Here is a 16,503-nt window from a genome sequence, read left to right on the forward strand (position 1 = left end):
CCTTTCAATTAGTCATCAATTGAAGCAAAGTCTGCTTCGTCAATTTCTTCTAAGTCGTCTAAGTCAATAGCTTCATCAGCACCAAATTCATCATCAATATCTATCGATGCCTCAATATCTCTTGCTGCATTAGCTTCAAATTCTGCGGCTGCATCGTCCTCATCTTCCTCATCATCTGAGCCGAAATTTACCGCATCGAGAAGATTCTGAATTCCGCTCTTTGGCATATCGATCTCATCTTCCATCTCTTCCATCTCGGATTTTCTCGCATCATCATTTATCATGCGATCTACGGTCGATATATTCTCATATTCAGAAGTTTCCTTTAACTTAATTTCCTTATTGTCCTGTGACATAACCCTGATGTCAAGTGCAAGGGCTTGAAGCTCTTTGATGAGAACCTTAAATGATTCTGGAATGCCAGGTTCAGGTATATTATTCCCCTTAACAATGGCTTCATATGTGTTAACTCTTCCAACTATATCGTCAGACTTAACTGTTAGAATTTCCTGAAGTGTGTATGCTGCACCATATGCCTCAAGTGCCCATACTTCCATCTCTCCAAATCTCTGTCCACCGAACTGAGCCTTACCTCCTAGAGGTTGCTGGGTTACCAGTGAATAAGGACCCGTACTTCTAGCATGAATCTTATCATCTACAAGATGGTGAAGTTTCAGCATATACATATATCCAACCGTTACTTCATTGTGGAAATATTCTCCTGTACGGCCATCTCTAAGCCTTAGTTTTCCTGTCTTAGGATAACCGCAGTCCTCAAGAAGATCCATTACATCGTTTTCATTAGCTCCGTCGAATACCGGAGTTGAGATATACCAACCCTTTGTTTTAGCAGCAAGTCCTAGGTGCACTTCGAGTACCTGTCCTACATTCATTCTTGACGGAATACCGAGTGGGTTAAGCATTACCTGTAATGGCTCTCCATCTTCCTTAAATGGCATATCCTCCTCAGGTAAAATTCTTGATATTACACCCTTATTACCATGTCTACCAGACATCTTATCTCCGACAGTTATCTTACGCTTAGTAGCAATATATACTCTTACTACCTTTTCAACACCTGGTGGAAGCTCAGAATCTCCGCCTTTCTTATCGAATACCTGCCTTGCAACTACAATTCCCTCTTCACCATGTGGAACTCTAAGCGAGGTATCTCTAACCTCTCTAGCCTTATCTCCGAAGATAGCACGGAGAATCCTAATCTCTGCTGAAGGGTCTGTATCGCTCTTAGGTGTCAGCTTTCCGACAAGAATATCTGTGGACTTAACCTCTGCTCCTACTCTTACTATGCCGTCCTCATCAAGCTCTTTTAATGCTTCTTCGCTTACATTAGGAATATCCCTTGTTATAGTTTCTTTTCCAAGTTTTGTATCTCTAGCGTCGCACTCATATTTTTCTATATGTAAAGATGTCAAAACATCATCCATTACAAGTCTTTCATTTAGAATAATGGCGTCTTCGTAATTGTATCCTTCCCATGTCATAAATCCGATGAGCAGGTTTTTACCGAGAGAGATTTCTCCGAGGTCTGTTGACGGGCCATCAGCAATTACCTCTTTCGCCTCGATGTGCTCTCCCTCCGAGACGATAGGTCTTTGGTTGATGCAGGTGCCTTGATTTGACCTTTGGAATTTAAGCATCTTGTATTCATCAACAATTCCATCCTCATCTCTTTCTATCTTTATATTCTTGGCATCTACATATTTTACAACGCCTGAGTGTTTTGCAAGAACAACTGCACCTGAGTCGCAGGCTGCCCTATACTCGATACCTGTTCCAACATAAGGAGCTTCTGTTATGAGAAGCGGAACTGCCTGCCTCTGCATATTAGAACCCATGAGTGCACGGTTAGCATCGTCATTTTCGAGGAAAGGAATCATCGCTGTAGCTACCGATACAACCTGCTTAGGGCTGACATCTCTGTAATCAACCTTATCACGGCTAACCATGGTTATCTCTCCATGGATTCCTCTTACTCCGACTTTATTATTTAGGAAACGACCCTCAGAATCAAGAGGCTCATTAGCTTGAGCAACTATCATCAGTTCTTCATCATCTGCAGATAGATAATCAACCTGTTCTGTTACAATTCCTGTTTCCTTGTCAACCTTTCTATAAGGCGTTTCAATAAAACCATAGTTATTTATAATTCCATATGTTGTCAACGAGCCTATAAGACCGATGTTAGGACCTTCAGGTGTTTCAACAGGGCACATTCTTCCATAGTGAGAATAGTGAATATCTCTTACCTCAAATCCTGCCCTTTCTCTTGAAAGACCGCCCGGTCCAAGTGCAGACAATCTTCTCTTATGCGTTAATTCTGCAAGTGGATTATTCTGATCCATGAACTGCGATAACTGTGAACTTCCGAAAAATTCTCTCACGGCTGCAGTTACCGGCTTGATGTTTATAAGCTGCTGAGGAGTTGCACTGTCTGTTGTCATCCTCTCTCTTACTGACCTTTCCATTCTTGCAAATCCAATTCTGAACTGGTTCTGGAGAAGCTCTCCAACAGTCCTGAGTCTACGATTTCCAAGGTGGTCGATGTCATCAACCTCTCCAAGTCCAAAGTTTAAGTTGAGAAGATAGCTGACTGATGCAATTATGTCCTCAAGTATAATGCTCTTTGGAGAAAGCTCATCTCTACGCTTAGCAAAGGCTACCTTGATTTCTTCTTCGTTTTCAGAATTATCAAGTATATCCTTAAGCACAGGATAAAAAACCTTCTCAGAGAGCTTGTATGGAGTTAAATCGAAATCCACATACTTCGATGGGTCAACGAAATTGTTTCCTATTACCTTTGTTGTATCATTTTCGTTGTCATCTTTTTTTCCATTTACAAATACATAAACGACTCCTGCGTCCTCAATGGTCATAGCCGTCTTTCTGTCAATTTTCTGTCCTTCTTCAACTATAATCTCACCCGTATTAGGATCGAGGACATCTTCTGCAGCTATTGCATTTATAAGTCTATTATGTATTCCGAGCTTTTTATTATATTTATATCTTCCTACCTTTGCCAAATCATATCTCTTAGGGTCAAACAACAGAGAATTGAGCATAGACCTTGCATTATCAACAGATGGAAGTTCTCCCGGTCTAAGCCTTCTATAAATCTCCTGAACTCCTGCATCGCTATCTGTCGTCGTGTCTTTTTCAAAGGTCGTCATAAGCCTCTGGTCCGCACCGAACATTTCTATTATGTCCTTATTCGTGCTAAAACCTAGAGCTCTTAGAAAAGCAGTTATAGGAAGCTTTCTAGTCCTATCAACTCTTACATTGATTACTCCGGAAGCATCTGTTTCATACTCTAGCCATGCACCCCTGCTTGGGATTATCTGTGATGAGAAAAGGTCATTATTCGATTTATCCTTTGTAACATCATAATATGGTCCCGGAGAGCGAACAAGCTGAGTGACTACAGCTCTTTCTGCTCCGTTGTAAATAAATGTTCCCTGCTCTGTCATCAATGGGAAGTCTCCCATGAATACGGGTTCCTGAAGCTGAACATTCGTATCATTTTTTATGAGATTTGCGTATACTGTAAGGGAGGTCGCATATGTTGCATCTCTTTCCTTGCACTCTTCCTGAGTATACTTAGGCTTATCTGCAAATGAATATTTTACAAATTCAAGGGACATCGTATTTGTAGCATCTTTGATTGGAGATACATCGTCAAGTACCTCTTGAAGTCCCTCTTCCATAAACCATTTATATGATTTGGTCTGTATGTCTATAAGGTTCGGCATCTCGCATACTTCATCGAGCTTGCCATAAGACATTCTTTCTTTTCTACCTACTTTAATTGGTTTTGGCATCTTGTCTCCTTATATCATAAATCTTATTTCTTAATGTAAAAACTTATCATCTATTAACAATCTTTTAATTGTCTTTATTTTTATATTTTTGTATTGCTTTGTCTATCTTGTCTTTCTTTATGCACTTTACACTTTTTTCAATATTCTATATTTCATATTTAATTTTATGCTTAGGTTCTATCATATCTATCATAGTACTATTTGCCGGATATTGTTTTCACCCTGAAAAAACTGCAAAATGCGTATAGCAGAAAATTGGGCCCGCTTAAAAGAGCCCAATTTTCTGATGACTCACATTTATATTATTGAAGCTCAGCAACTGCTCCAACCGCTTCGAGAGCTTCCTTAAGCTTCTTAGCTTCTTCAGCCTCAACATTTTCCTTAACTACGCTAGGTGCTCCGTCAACAAGAGCCTTTGCTTCTTTAAGACCAAGACCTGTAGCTTCTCTTACAGCCTTGATAACCTTAATCTTTTCTCCGCCGATTTCCTTGAGAAGTACATTGTATTCGCTCTTCTCTTCTGAACCGCCTTCAGCAGCTCCTGCAGGTGCTGCAACTACAGCTGCTGCTGCAGATACTCCAAATTCTTCTTCGCAAGCTTTTACAAGCTCGTTTAGCTCAGTTAGGGACATAGCCTTTAGGGCTTCAATTATCTTATCTTTATCCATTTCTATCTCCTTTTATTATTTTTATTTATTAGTAGTTTTGTGATTAATCATTTGCTACAGCTTCTGATTCAGGCATATTGTCGGCAATAGCCTTGAATGTTCTGACAACCTTTGAAATAGGTGCCTGTACGCTTCCAAGGAAGCGTGCAATGAGTTCTTCTCTTGATGGAATATCAGCAAGAGCTTCTACTCCAGCCTTATCATAGACCTTACCTTCAACAAATCCGCCCTTGAACTCCATTTTCTCAAAGTCCTTTATAGCTTTTTTGATGATTCTTGGTCCTGCCGTCGCATCATCTTCGCTTAGAGCAAATGCACTTGAACCCTTTAGGACATCTACAAGTCCTTCATATTCAGTCCCTTCGATAGCTCTCTTTACAAGCGAATTTTTGTAAACTTTGAACTTAACATCTGATTCTCTAAGCTGTTTACGAAGTTCATCAGCCTGAGATACTGTGATGCCAAGATAGTCTACGGCAACAATTGACACAGACTTGTCAAAATTAGCTCTGATTTCGTCTATGACAGCCTGTTTTGCTTTCTTTGCTTCTACAGACATATATTCTCCTTTCTTGGATTTTTAATCCATTATCTTCGTTCTTTCTCCACAAGATGGAGTAGGTACAAAAACCTCGCTAAGGACAGCGAGGTATTATATATTGTACCTCGGCGGGATATTAAGCTAATGCACCCGCTGTCTTAGGTTAGTATTCATATTCTTTAATTATTTGATTTTTTCAAATCGTCTAAGCTTATTTGATCTTCTATTCTATACGAATGATGCAACATTCAGCTTAACTCCAGGTCCCATTGTAGAAGCCATTGTTACACTTCTAAAATATTGTCCCTTTGCAGCTGCTGGCTTAGCTTTAGCGATTGCTGAGATGATTGTATTGATGTTCTCAACAAGCTTTGCTTCTTCAAATGAGCTTTTTCCAACTGTTACATGAATGATGTTTGCTTTATCGAGTCTGTACTCAACCTTTCCTGCTTTAACTTCCTCAATGGCTTTTGCAACATCCATTGTAACCGTTCCTGCCTTAGGGTTAGGCATGAGTCCCTTAGGTCCGAGAACTCTACCAAGTCTACCAACAACGCCCATCATATCTGGTGTTGCTATTACTGAGTCGAACTCAAACCAATTCTCTTTCTGAATCTTCTCTGCCATGTCCTCAGCCCCAACATAGTCCGCACCTGCCTCAGATGCTTCATCTGCCTTAGGCCCCTTTGCAAATACGAGGACTTTCTTTGTCTTTCCTGTTCCATGTGGAAGAACGATAGCTCCTCTAACCTGCTGGTCTGCGTGTCTTCCGTCAACGCCCAGTCTTATGTGAAGTTCAACGCTTTCATCAAATTTTGCACCGGACATCTCTTTTACTTTCTTTACGGCTTCTGTGATGTCATATGCTTCAGACTTTTCACGCTTTTCTGCCGCAAGATTATACCTTTTGCTTCTTTTCATTAATATCCTCCTTGTGGTTCAACCGGCATATGCCTCCCACCAGATTATTCTTCTACAGTAATTCCCATGCTTCTTGCTGTACCCTTTATAAGGTTCATAGCTGACTCAATTGATGCTGCGTTTAAATCAGGCATCTTTGTCTTTGCAATCTCTTCAACCTGTGCAAGTGTTATCGATGCAACCTTGTTCTTGTTAGGTTCACCGGAAGCCTTGTCTATGCCTGCCGCTTTCTTAATAAGAACCGGTGCAGGTGGCGTCTTGCATATGAATGAAAATGATCTGTCAGCATAAACAGTTATGACTACCGGAATTGTAAGTCCACTCTGATCTGAAGTCTTTGCATTGAACTGCTTGCAAAAATCCATGATGTTCACACCGTGCTGACCAAGTGCAGGACCTACAGGTGGTGCAGGTGTTGCTGCTCCAGCAGGAATCTGTAGCTTGATATATCCTTCAATCTTTTTCGCCATACAAATTCTCTCCTTTCTATATTATTTTGTTCACCTGTGGAAATTCTAACTCCACCGGTGTATCTCTCCCGAACATCGAAACCTTTGCCTTAACAATTTGCTTCTCGGGATTGATTTCTTCAACAATGCCTACTTGACCTTCAAATGGCCCGCCTATAATCCTTATAGCGTCGCCAATCTCTACATCAATATCTATACGCATTTTCTCTACTCCCATTCTTACCACTTCTTCTTTTGTAAGTGGGATAGGGTTAGAACCGTGACCGACAAAACCTGTAACGCCTTCAGTATTTCTGACGAGGTACCAAGTTTCGTTATTCACTATCATCTTTATTACAACATAACCGGGATAGAGCTTTCTCGTCTTAACTTTTTTCTGACCCTCGGAATTAATTTCAATTCTTTCTTCGGTCGGAATGTTTACTTCGAGAATCTGATCTTGCATCCCTCTATATTCAACCATCTTGTCGATGTTGGTCTTAACTTTATTCTCATATCCGGAATAAGTATGAACTACATACCACTTAGGAGTTCCATCACCTCTAAGACCCTCACCCTCAAGTGGTGATAGAGATGCACTTATATCTTTTTCTTTTTCATTTATATCCGTCATTAGTGACCTCCTTCTCACGCGGGATAATAGGGTCAGCGAATTATGATAATGTTATTCCAAGCAGATGTTTTAGTGCTGCGAGGAAGCCCGTATCGATAAGCCAAAAAGCAACTGCAAATATTCCTACTGCAACAAATACTGCAATTGTATCCGTAACGAGTTCATCTCTTGTAGGCCATACAACCTTGCTAAGTTCCTGCTTTACACCCTTAAAGAAATTGAGAAATCCCTTTTTCCCAGATGTAGAAGCATTTTGTGTAGCCTTTCTATTAACTTGTTTCTGCTTTCCCTTAGCAGTATTCCTGTTCTTATTTGCCATTGTTTACTCCAGTATTAAAATTATTTAGTTTCCTTATGAAGAGTTTCCTTGCCACAGAATTTGCAATATTTCATTAGTTCAATTCTGTCCGGTGTATTCTTCTTATTCTTCATTGTGTTGTAGTTCCTTTGCTTGCATTCAGTACAAGCCAGAGTTACCTTCGTTCTCACGCTTCCGTCCTCCTACTCAAAGTTATCAATTCTTGATTGTTATATCCTGCATATCTTTTGCATATCTTTATTTAACTCAAATCCAGAGCGGTTTACCTACCGCTCTGTATAAATTTCGCTAAAGTTGCCCATATATAATACTCCGAGCCTGTGTCAAAGTCAAGGAATTTTACCAATTAGTTGCAATATCTATTTGTGTTGGATTTCTCGATGCAAATCCTCCGGTGTCAGCGACAATACCGATGCCCATAGATGTTGTAACAAGGGTTCCACGAGGTCTTAAATTGAGATTGGCAGCAACCAATATGAATCTGCCGAGCATCTTAGCTCCATCTTCTCTTATATGGTATGGATAATTTGCTTCGTCATATCCCATGCCCCTCATTATGCTGACAACACTCGACATATCGAGATTATAATAGGTTTCTTTCCCTGATGGGCCCTCTTGTGCACCTCTTGATGCAGAAAGTGGCAAGCCTCTCCAGTTAGGATTGATAATGCTCTTTGCCGCCTTTGCCTTTATCTCCTCTTCCTCTTTCCGCTTAGCTTCCTCAGCTTCTTTTTTATCTATGTATGCTATTCCTACTTCTTTAGCCTGACTTCCAAAATCATTTAACGCCTTTGGTGCCGTCTTAGACATCATCTTATATGCTTTGCTCGCCCTCTTGTATTCCTCAATATTATTGCTTCCGATCTTATGTGCAATGATTAATTCCATCGCAAAAACCAAAATTCCTACTATTATGAATATTAAAATTTGTTTTTTACTAAGCGAGCTCAACCTTAATTTTATAGATTTTAGAATTTTGCCTACCTTTGTTTTGATTATATTTTTAAAATTTGGGCGGGTTCTATTTGAGTGAGTTTTGTTTAATTGCGTTTTATTTAAGTGAGTTTTATTTAGCTTGGCTTTATTTAAATGCGTTTTAAAATTTAACTTTTTTAAAGAAAATCCTTTGCTTTTTATATCCCCTGTTATATCCTCTGCTTTATTTTTTTCGCCAGTATTGGTAGGTTTGCCAGTGTCTCTTGGCTCGCCATCATCTTTACCCTTTATCCTTAATATTTTACACGAAAAATGGCTATGCTTTGACAGCCCACCTTTCGACACAGCATAATCGAAGAATTTGCTCGCATTTAATTGCTTTCTTTTTTCATTTTGCATAAAAATCCTTTACGAGCCTTGCACAAAATCATCTACGCCAGCTTTGGTTTATATAAAATCTCTAATCTTCTCAGCATCGCTTACCCCGTAGCTGTAGAGCTTTTCCATGGCATCACGATCTCTTTTGAGAGTTGTCATTCCCTCAATGTCCTTTGGAGCAAGTATCAATGCCTTGCCATCTTTTTCAAGCTCCTTCACCTGATCCATTTGGAAATTATACAGATCCGCCCTTCTCATAACTCTCTTTGCTACTTCCGGATAATGTCTTTCTAATAATTTTGCAGAGATTTCATCATCTTTGCTATCACGATAATAGTCTCGCGGTCTTGTCAATATAACGACCACCTTGTCACAGCCTGCGTCAAAAGCCTTCTTAAAAGGTATTGGATCGCTGATTCCGCCGTCATAATAACCGTTTCCATCAATGTCGCAGGGACGCTCTATAAGTGGCAAGCATCCTGAAGCCATTATAACCCTGTAGTTATCCTGAGAAATATCATCATTCGTAAAATAAATCGGAGCCCCTGTTTCAACTTCAGTTGCAACGAACAAAGCCCTTTTATCGCTTTTAGCAAAGGTATCATAATCTATCGGATCTTCGCCGTCGCTATTGCTGAGAGTTCCATATATGTAATCATATCCTATGAAGCTTCCATTTTTTATGAGATTTCGGGCTCCCATATACTCATCTCTAAATGTGTATTCCGTATAAAACCTGTAATTTCTGCCCGGTTGATTTGCGATATATGATATTATATTTGCCGCTCCTGCACTAACTCCAACGCAAAAATCAAAATTTATAGCATTGCCCATGCAAAAGTCAAAAACTCCTGCACCATATACATCTCGCAAGCCTCCGCCTACATCTACTACTCCTATCATATATTATCCTGCCTTCTCCTGCGTCTTATCTCATACATCACAATTGCTGCTGCATTTGACGCGTTAAGTGAATTTATCTTGCCCTGCATAGGTATTGATATGGTAAAATCGCATTTTTCTTTTATAAGCCTACTTATTCCCTTGCCCTCGTTTCCGATGACAATTGCAACAGAACCATCTAGGTTATTGCTTTCAAAAAAATTCTCTCCATTCATGTCGCAGGCTGCAATCCATACACCGCTTTCCTTTAATTCATCTATTGTCCTTCCTATGTTTGTGACCCTAGCAATTTTGATATTCTCAATTGCACCAGCTGATGTTTTATAAACCGTAGGAGTAATGCCACAAGACCTATTTTTTGAAATAATAATTCCATCCGCACCGACGCATTCAGAAGTCCTAGCTATCGCACCAAAATTATGAGGGTCCTCAATGCCGTCAAGAATTATAATAAATGGTTCTTCGCCTTTTATTCTAGCTTCTTCTAAGATAGCTTGTACGCTAGAATACTCATACGGCTTCGTTACCGCAAAAACACCTTGGTGATTATCCTTTCCTATTCTTTCATCAATTTCTTCCTTTGAAATTGTATTTACCCTAATTCCTCTCCTGCCTGCCAAAATTCCAATTTCATTAGCTAGGTCACTTCTGCTGCTAGAGATATATACCTCTTTAACCTCTCTGTTGCCCTTTAGTAGCTCAATAACTGGATTTTTGCCAATAACAATTGAGTCATCTTGATATTTTTTTTGCTTATTATTCTTTTTCAAGCCCTGTCTACCTGCTAAGCCATCGCTCTTTCTATGCTCTTTTTATACTCTTTCTTTGTTTTTTATTTATGCCTTTTATATTTTTATTTTATTCTTTTATTTTATCTTTTTATTCTCATAGACAAGGAACTGGTATCTTATCCCATTTTCCTCGTGAATTTCGCTCTTTTCTGTAACTTTAAAGTCCTCATCTTCATCGAGGTTTACCATAAACCTATCAGCATTTAAGTCCTCGTAAATCTTAGTAACATAGCATTTACTGCATTTTTTATAAAATTTCTTGTATATGCTCTCTCCGCCTATAATAAAGATGTCATCTTCCTTAATATTTTTGAGCAAATTATCTAGCTCCTCATCTGTATGAATTATCTCACATCTTTCCGCTGAGAAATTCTCATTTCTGCTCAAAACATAATTTTTCCTATTCGGAAGCCCTCTACCATTAGGCATACTTTCAATAGTCTTTCTTCCCATCACTACCGTCTTACCGGTTGTTTTCTCCTTAAAATATGCTAGGTCGCCGGATATATGGGTGAGCAAATCTCCATCTCTTCCAATTCCCCATTTTTCATCGACTGCAACTATTAAATTCATATTTTCACCCATTCACTCTCATATAGCAATTGGAATATTCTTTATCTGCTTTCCATGCTCATAATTTTCTACAATCAAATCCTCTTTTTTAAAATCGTAAAAATTCTTAATGTCCTTGTTTAGGCTGACCTTTGGTGCCGGATAGCTTGGTCTTCTTATCAGTTCTTTTATAATATCTATATGTCTGTCATAGATGTGTGCATCTGATATAACATGGACAAGCTCGCCCGCCTTAAGTCCGCTAACCTGTGCAAACATCATCAAGAGGAGTGAATATTGAACCACATTCCAGTTGTTTGCCGCAAGAATATCCTGTGAACGCTGGTTTAAAATTCCATTCAGAGTATCCCCTTTTACATTAAATGTCATGCTGTAGGCACAAGGCTCTAAATTCATCTCGCTCAAGTCGTCAAAATTATATATATTTGTCATAATTCTCCTTGAATACCTGTCATTTTCAAGAAGCCATAGCACATTATCTACCTGATCCATCTCGCCTTGCTTGAATTTATATTTTTTCCCAAGCTGGTATCCATACGCCTTTCCTATTGAGCCTGTTTCATCCGCCCAAGAATCCCATATGTGACTTTCTAGGTCTTTTACATTGTTTGATTTTTTCTGCCAAATCCAAAGCAGTTCATCAAAGGCAAGCTTAATTGCCGTAGGTCTTAGCGTAAGTGCAGGAAATTCTTCTTCAAGATTATACCTATTTACGACGCCAAAATTCTTTATCGTATGTGCGGGCGTACCATCTTCCCAGTGCGGTCTAACCTTTTGTCCCTCTGTGCTAAACCCGTTATCTATAATGTCTTGACACATTTTTATAAAAAGTTCATCAGCTTTACTCATATCTACTCTCCATCAATTATATCAACTGCTATCTTAACGATTTCATCTATCCTATCCATCTCACCTTTGAGATAAAGCTCTCCTATGAGTGCTTCAAACCCTGTTGCAAGCTTATATTCCACGGGGTCTGCTCCTCTCGGGTGTGAACTGGTCTTGTGATTTCTCGCTCTTTTAACGAGGCTGAGTTCTTCATCAGATAAAAAATCCTTCATTAGGTTTTTAACCGCCGTCGCCTGTCCTCTCGCAGAAACATACCGCGTTGCCTTGCGGTGAAGATTATTAGCTCTTAGACTTTCTTCTCTATCTATTAGCATCTCCCTTATTTTTAATTCATATACTGCATCTCCGAGATATGCAAGCACGGTCGTATTTGTCGTGTTTGTCGTTTTTATATTATTTGTATCTACTATATCTGCCAATTTTAATCCTCATATATTATCTGCACACCTTGAGGCGTATCCTTGAGTGTTATTCCCATCTCAGCAAGCTCATCTCTTATCTCATCCGCCCTCGCATAATTCTTAGACTTTCTCGCTTCCTGTCTTTCGTCTACAAGCTTCTTAATTTTTTCATCTTCATGAGAACTATCTGACCTATTTTGCATTATTCCTATTATGTCACACAGATTTTGAATTTTCTCCTTTGCCTCTTTAGCATATTCCCTAGAAGCTCCAGCCTTAGAAATTATATTTGCGTGAGAAACCATTTCAAATATAGAAGCTATTGCGTCAGCTGTATTCAAATCATCACTCATCGCATCTTCAAATTTTTGCTCAAGATTTCCGAAGTCTTTTAGGTCATTTTTTTCTGCATCTGTCATCTCATCATCGCCATTTTTAGCAAGAAATTCTAAATTATCTATGGCATTTCTTATCCTGTCATATCCCTGCTTCACGCTATTCATTTCTGTGTCGCTGAAATTGATAGGATTTCTGTAGTGAACAGACAATAAGAAAAATCTTATAAAATCTCCATCAAATTCTTTTCTTATATCCCTTACCGTGAAAAAATTTCCTAATGACTTAGACATTTTTACACCGTCTACGGTAATATATCCGTTGTGCATCCAGTATTTTGCAAAAGGTTCGCCGTTGCAAGCTTCGGATTGAGCAATTTCATTCTCGTGATGCGGGAAAATCAAATCCTGCCCGCCACCATGAATATCTATCGTTGGCCCGAGATGTTTTCTCGACATGGTTGAACATTCTATATGCCAGCCCGGTCTTCCCTTCCCCCAAGGCGAATCCCACGCTATTTCACTCTCTTCCTTTTGTGCTTTCCAAAGTGCGAAATCAAGAGGATCTCTTTTTACTTCACCAATTGCTATACGGCTACCTGATTCCAAATCGTCAACTCTTTGATTAGAAAGCTTTCCATACTCTTTGAATTTTCTCGTAGCGTAGTAAACATCACCATCTGCCTCATAGGCATATCCCTTTGAAATAAGGGTTTTTATAAACTCGATGATGTCCTCGATATGCTCTGACACCTTAGGATGTATGTCCGCAGGAAGAACATTTAATGCCTCGGCATCGTCAAAATATTCTTTTATATATCTGCCAGATAGCTCCGTGGCAGAAACTCCTTCTTCCTTTGCCTTGTTGATTATCTTGTCGTCCACATCTGTAAAATTTTGGACAAATTTAACATCGTAACCAAGGTGGATTAAATATCTTCTAAGCGTGTCAAATACTACAAAGGGTCTCGCGTTACCTATGTGAAAATAATTGTAAACCGTAGGCCCGCAGGCATATATCTTAACTTTTCCATCTTCAAGAGGTGTAAACTCCTCTTTATTCCTAGTAAGCGTGTTGTAAATTTTCATTCTTTTCTCCTATACTTTTGTCAGACTCCTAACAATGCCCCTGCTATGCCCATAACTATCATAACCTTTATCGGGCTGATTTTAAATTTTCCTATCGCTATTATGGTCAGCAAAGCGATTATAATTGCTATCACATCTACCCCGCTTGCCCACGTAGAAATTGAACCTATTATATTTGAGCCGAGTGCCCTTTCCGTCAAAAATGCGGGCTTGCTCATCGTTATCGCAGCGAGAGCGACCATCGCAACCGTTGCAGGCTTTACCTCGTTAATCACACCCATGATATAATCGCTTTTCTTGTGCCTCTCCATTATAATTGCGACAACACATACTATCAAAAATGCCGGAATGGCGACACCTAGCGTCGCAACGATTGAGCCTCCAATCCCCGCTGATAGATAGCCTATATATGTAGCTGCATTTACCGCAACAGGTCCTGGGGTTGTCTGAGAAATTGCAACTATATCTGCGAATTGATATTGATTAATATGCGTAAAAATCTGTATATTCTCATAAATCAAACCTATGATTGCCATTCCTCCGCCAAATCCGAAAGTACCTATTTTGAAAAATGCCCAAAAAAGCTCGAGATATATCATAGGTCATCACCCATCTTCTTAATATTAAGATAAGTCTTTATAACTCCTAATATGATGAGCATCGATATTATAACCATAATGCTGATGTGCATAAATGCCATGAGTATAAATGCCAATACCGCAATATTTGCTGATTCAATATCTTTTATCGCAACCTTTCCTATGGTATAGGTTGCATATGCAACCATGCCTGTTGCAGCAGCTCTAAGCCCGCCCATAGCACCAAGCACATAGGGATTGTCTTTTATAAAATTAAGTCCCATGGCAATAAAAATTATTATAACAAATGATGGCAAAATTACCCCAAAAGTTGCAACAAGGGATCCAAGAAACTTACGCCTCTTAAACCCCACAAAAGTAGCCATATTGATCGCAATGACCCCCGGCAAGCTCTGGCACACCGTTATAATATCGAGCATTTCCTCGTCGTCGAACCATTTCTTGTCTTCTACCATGGCTTGCCTAAGGATAGGAATCATCGCAATTCCGCCTCCTATGGTAAAAAGTCCCATTTTAAAGAATACTAGAAATAGTTCTAACACTTATATACCAAATCTTTCTTTTTCTATCAATTTCTTAGCTGAAGAAATCGCTTCCTCTGCTGTAAGAACAGACATTTCGCTATCTCTCCTCAGCTTATATTCTACTTTTCCCTCACCAGCCATCTTTCCTATCGTTATTCTGATAGGGATTCCAATTAGGTCTGCATCGTTAAATTTAACTCCGGCTCTTTCTTTTCTATCATCTACAAGAACCTCTATATTGTTCTTCATAAGCTCAGACTCTATCCTGTCTGCAAGCTCTTTTTGTGCCTCGTCCTCAGGCTTGATAAGAGTTATGATGACATGATAAGGTGCGACCGAAATTGGCCAGATAATTCCCTTGTCATCGTGACACTGGTCTACTATGGCTTGAAGCGTTCTTGTAATGCCTATTCCATAACATCCCATCCAGTACACATTCTCATTGCCTTTTTCATCTTTATAATATGTCTTTAATGATTCAGAATACTTTGTTCCAAGCTTGAATATCTGTCCTACTTCAATTCCCCTCGTGTGCTTTACAGGCTTGCCACACTTAGGGCATGGTGCTCCTTCTTCTAGAACTTTAACATCGGTCAAAATGTCCGCCTTATAATCTCTGCCATAGCAAACTCCCGTGTAATGATAATCTTCTTCATTAGCACCCGTGCACATATTTACAGTGCCTTCCAGCTCGCTATCAACAACTACCTTGCAATTGTGCAATCCGACCGGACCCGTAAATCCTCCGACGATGCCCGTCGCAGGACCCATGTCATTTTCGTCAGCAAATTCTATAAAATGTTCAGGAATATCTAAGGCGTTTACAAGCTTTACCATGTTAAGTTCTCGATCTCCCCTTATGAATACCGCAACATATTCCGACGGATTGAGTTCTTCATCATAGGTAACAAACATGAGTGCCTTGATAGATTTCTTTTTATCTATACCTAGGTATTCGCACACCTCTTTAATAGTTTTTGTGCTAGGCGTATGAACCTTCTTTAATTCCTGAGGTTCTTCCACTATAGGTTTTTCGTCAACACAAGCCGCTCTTTCGACTGTAGCAGCCATATCGCAGCTCTCACAGTACACGAGCTCGCTTTCACCATTGCTTGATAAGGCAGAGAATTCGTGCGAATTGCTACCTCCTATTGCCCCATTGTCAGCCTCTACAACCCTGAAATTCAGTCCGCATCTTTTAAAAATTCTTTCATATGACTTATATTCTTCTTCATAAGAGGCATCGAGCTCCTCTTTATTTCTATCAAAGGTATAAGCATCTTTCATGAGAAATTCTCTAGACCTCATAAGCCCATATCTTGGGCGAGCTTCATCTCTATATTTGAGCTGAATCTGGTAAAAATTCATCGGAAGCTCTTTATACGACGAAACTTCGTTTTTAACTATATTTGTAATCATCTCTTCGCAGGTCGGTGCTAGGCAAAAATCTCTGTTATTTCTGTCCTGAATTCTCCATAATTCAGGTCCATACGCATACCATCTTCCAGATTCCTGCCATAGCTCTGCCGGCTGAGTTGCAGGCATATGAAGCTCCTCTGCTCCAATCCTGTCCTGCTCATATCTAACAATGTCCTCTATCTTTCTTACGACTTTCCAGCCAAGAGGCATAAAAGTATAGACTCCCGCAGCCTCTTTTCTAATCATATTTGCTCTGATAAGCAATTGGTGACTCTCAAGTTCAGCTTCTTTTGAGGCTTCTCTAAGAGTCCTCAGGTGCATCTTTGATAATTTCATAT

Annotated in this window: 18 protein-coding genes and 1 other annotated feature; all 18 genes read right to left on the reverse strand. The window is 39.5% G+C overall.

Annotation, left to right across the window (positions count from 1 at the left end; translation table 11 throughout):
* Window positions 1–8: 8 nt before the first annotated feature.
* The 18 genes from rpoB to BQ5371_RS02140 all read right to left on the reverse strand — a co-directional run bounded on the left by rpoB (window position 9) and on the right by BQ5371_RS02140 (window position 16,501).
* Window positions 9–3,836 (reverse strand): DNA-directed RNA polymerase subunit beta, encoded by a 3,828-nt coding sequence (rpoB, locus tag BQ5371_RS02055; protein ID WP_071132297.1) that lies wholly within the window; start codon window positions 3,834–3,836, stop codon window positions 9–11.
* Between the two features lie 302 nt (window positions 3,837–4,138).
* Window positions 4,139–4,504, reverse strand: coding sequence for a 50S ribosomal protein L7/L12 (gene rplL / locus BQ5371_RS02060; RefSeq protein ID WP_071132298.1), 366 nt, complete (start codon window positions 4,502–4,504; stop codon window positions 4,139–4,141).
* A 43-nt stretch (window positions 4,505–4,547) separates the two neighbouring features.
* Window positions 4,548–5,063 (reverse strand): 50S ribosomal protein L10, encoded by a 516-nt coding sequence (rplJ, locus tag BQ5371_RS02065; protein ID WP_071132299.1) that lies wholly within the window; start codon window positions 5,061–5,063, stop codon window positions 4,548–4,550.
* A gap of 56 nt (window positions 5,064–5,119) precedes the next feature.
* Window positions 5,120–5,226 (reverse strand) — a sequence feature (ribosomal protein L10 leader region).
* A gap of 47 nt (window positions 5,227–5,273) precedes the next feature.
* Window positions 5,274–5,966, reverse strand: a complete 693-nt coding sequence (rplA, locus tag BQ5371_RS02070) for a 50S ribosomal protein L1 (protein ID WP_071132300.1) — start codon at window positions 5,964–5,966, stop codon at window positions 5,274–5,276.
* Between the two features lie 44 nt (window positions 5,967–6,010).
* Window positions 6,011–6,436 (reverse strand): 50S ribosomal protein L11, encoded by a 426-nt coding sequence (rplK, locus tag BQ5371_RS02075; RefSeq protein WP_071132301.1) that lies wholly within the window; start codon window positions 6,434–6,436, stop codon window positions 6,011–6,013.
* 16 nt (window positions 6,437–6,452) lie between these two features.
* Window positions 6,453–7,049: a transcription termination/antitermination protein NusG gene (gene nusG, locus BQ5371_RS02080; RefSeq protein ID WP_083377382.1), complete on the reverse strand. Its 597-nt coding sequence runs from the start codon at window positions 7,047–7,049 to the stop codon at window positions 6,453–6,455.
* 40 nt (window positions 7,050–7,089) lie between these two features.
* The gene (gene secE, locus BQ5371_RS02085) at window positions 7,090–7,368 is read right to left on the reverse strand and encodes a preprotein translocase subunit SecE (RefSeq protein WP_083377383.1); all 279 of its coding nucleotides are present in this window, start codon (window positions 7,366–7,368) and stop codon (window positions 7,090–7,092) included.
* 20 nt (window positions 7,369–7,388) lie between these two features.
* Window positions 7,389–7,538 (reverse strand): 50S ribosomal protein L33, encoded by a 150-nt coding sequence (gene rpmG, locus BQ5371_RS02090; protein ID WP_071132302.1) that lies wholly within the window; start codon window positions 7,536–7,538, stop codon window positions 7,389–7,391.
* A gap of 169 nt (window positions 7,539–7,707) precedes the next feature.
* Complete coding sequence (locus BQ5371_RS02095) at window positions 7,708–8,703, reverse strand: hypothetical protein (RefSeq protein ID WP_071132303.1); 996 nt, start codon at window positions 8,701–8,703, stop codon at window positions 7,708–7,710.
* A 48-nt stretch (window positions 8,704–8,751) separates the two neighbouring features.
* A complete protein-coding gene (locus BQ5371_RS02100; RefSeq protein WP_071132304.1) occupies window positions 8,752–9,585 on the reverse strand; it encodes a patatin-like phospholipase family protein in 834 nt (277 codons plus the stop codon).
* Entirely contained in the window at window positions 9,582–10,355 is a 774-nt protein-coding gene (gene rlmB, locus BQ5371_RS02105; protein ID WP_071132305.1) for a 23S rRNA (guanosine(2251)-2'-O)-methyltransferase RlmB, read from the reverse strand. The genes BQ5371_RS02100 and rlmB overlap by 4 nt, the downstream gene beginning before the upstream one ends.
* A gap of 96 nt (window positions 10,356–10,451) precedes the next feature.
* Window positions 10,452–10,961 (reverse strand): dihydrofolate reductase, encoded by a 510-nt coding sequence (locus BQ5371_RS02110; RefSeq protein WP_071132306.1) that lies wholly within the window; start codon window positions 10,959–10,961, stop codon window positions 10,452–10,454.
* A 6-nt stretch (window positions 10,962–10,967) separates the two neighbouring features.
* Window positions 10,968–11,798, reverse strand: a complete 831-nt coding sequence (gene thyA / locus BQ5371_RS02115) for a thymidylate synthase (RefSeq protein ID WP_071132307.1) — start codon at window positions 11,796–11,798, stop codon at window positions 10,968–10,970.
* 2 nt (window positions 11,799–11,800) lie between these two features.
* Entirely contained in the window at window positions 11,801–12,217 is a 417-nt protein-coding gene (locus tag BQ5371_RS02120; protein WP_235821167.1) for a Mini-ribonuclease 3, read from the reverse strand.
* A 2-nt stretch (window positions 12,218–12,219) separates the two neighbouring features.
* Window positions 12,220–13,623 carry a cysteine--tRNA ligase gene (cysS, locus tag BQ5371_RS02125; protein ID WP_071132308.1) on the reverse strand — a complete coding sequence of 468 codons (1,404 nt, stop codon included), beginning with the start codon at window positions 13,621–13,623 and terminating at the stop codon, window positions 12,220–12,222.
* A 20-nt stretch (window positions 13,624–13,643) separates the two neighbouring features.
* Window positions 13,644–14,222, reverse strand: coding sequence for a chromate transporter (locus tag BQ5371_RS02130; protein ID WP_071132309.1), 579 nt, complete (start codon window positions 14,220–14,222; stop codon window positions 13,644–13,646).
* Window positions 14,219–14,764, reverse strand: coding sequence for a chromate transporter (locus BQ5371_RS02135; RefSeq protein WP_083377384.1), 546 nt, complete (start codon window positions 14,762–14,764; stop codon window positions 14,219–14,221). The genes BQ5371_RS02130 and BQ5371_RS02135 overlap by 4 nt, the downstream gene beginning before the upstream one ends.
* Window positions 14,765–16,501, reverse strand: coding sequence for a proline--tRNA ligase (locus BQ5371_RS02140; RefSeq protein WP_071132310.1), 1,737 nt, complete (start codon window positions 16,499–16,501; stop codon window positions 14,765–14,767).
* Window positions 16,502–16,503 lie beyond the last annotated feature (2 nt).

It is taken from the genome of Alterileibacterium massiliense (assembly GCF_900104645.1).
GTDB classification, from domain to species: domain Bacteria; phylum Bacillota; class Clostridia; order Peptostreptococcales; family Anaerovoracaceae; genus Alterileibacterium; species Alterileibacterium massiliense.

Coding starts and splice junctions, on each gene's coding strand:
- BQ5371_RS02130 (WP_071132309.1), bottom strand. CDS start 14,222: ATGATATATCTCGAGCTTTTTTGGGCATTTTTCAAAATAGGTACTTTC.
- BQ5371_RS02110 (WP_071132306.1), bottom strand. CDS start 10,961: ATGGGTGAAAATATGAATTTAATAGTTGCAGTCGATGAAAAATGGGGA.
- rpoB (WP_071132297.1), bottom strand. CDS start 3,836: ATGCCAAAACCAATTAAAGTAGGTAGAAAAGAAAGAATGTCTTATGGC.
- secE (WP_083377383.1), bottom strand. CDS start 7,368: ATGGCAAATAAGAACAGGAATACTGCTAAGGGAAAGCAGAAACAAGTT.
- rplA (WP_071132300.1), bottom strand. CDS start 5,966: ATGAAAAGAAGCAAAAGGTATAATCTTGCGGCAGAAAAGCGTGAAAAG.
- rplL (WP_071132298.1), bottom strand. CDS start 4,504: ATGGATAAAGATAAGATAATTGAAGCCCTAAAGGCTATGTCCCTAACT.
- cysS (WP_071132308.1), bottom strand. CDS start 13,623: ATGAAAATTTACAACACGCTTACTAGGAATAAAGAGGAGTTTACACCT.
- BQ5371_RS02140 (WP_071132310.1), bottom strand. CDS start 16,501: ATGAAATTATCAAAGATGCACCTGAGGACTCTTAGAGAAGCCTCAAAA.
- BQ5371_RS02100 (WP_071132304.1), bottom strand. CDS start 9,585: ATGATAGGAGTAGTAGATGTAGGCGGAGGCTTGCGAGATGTATATGGT.
- rplK (WP_071132301.1), bottom strand. CDS start 6,436: ATGGCGAAAAAGATTGAAGGATATATCAAGCTACAGATTCCTGCTGGA.
- nusG (WP_083377382.1), bottom strand. CDS start 7,049: ATGACGGATATAAATGAAAAAGAAAAAGATATAAGTGCATCTCTATCA.
- thyA (WP_071132307.1), bottom strand. CDS start 11,798: ATGAGTAAAGCTGATGAACTTTTTATAAAAATGTGTCAAGACATTATA.
- BQ5371_RS02095 (WP_071132303.1), bottom strand. CDS start 8,703: ATGCAAAATGAAAAAAGAAAGCAATTAAATGCGAGCAAATTCTTCGAT.
- rplJ (WP_071132299.1), bottom strand. CDS start 5,063: ATGTCTGTAGAAGCAAAGAAAGCAAAACAGGCTGTCATAGACGAAATC.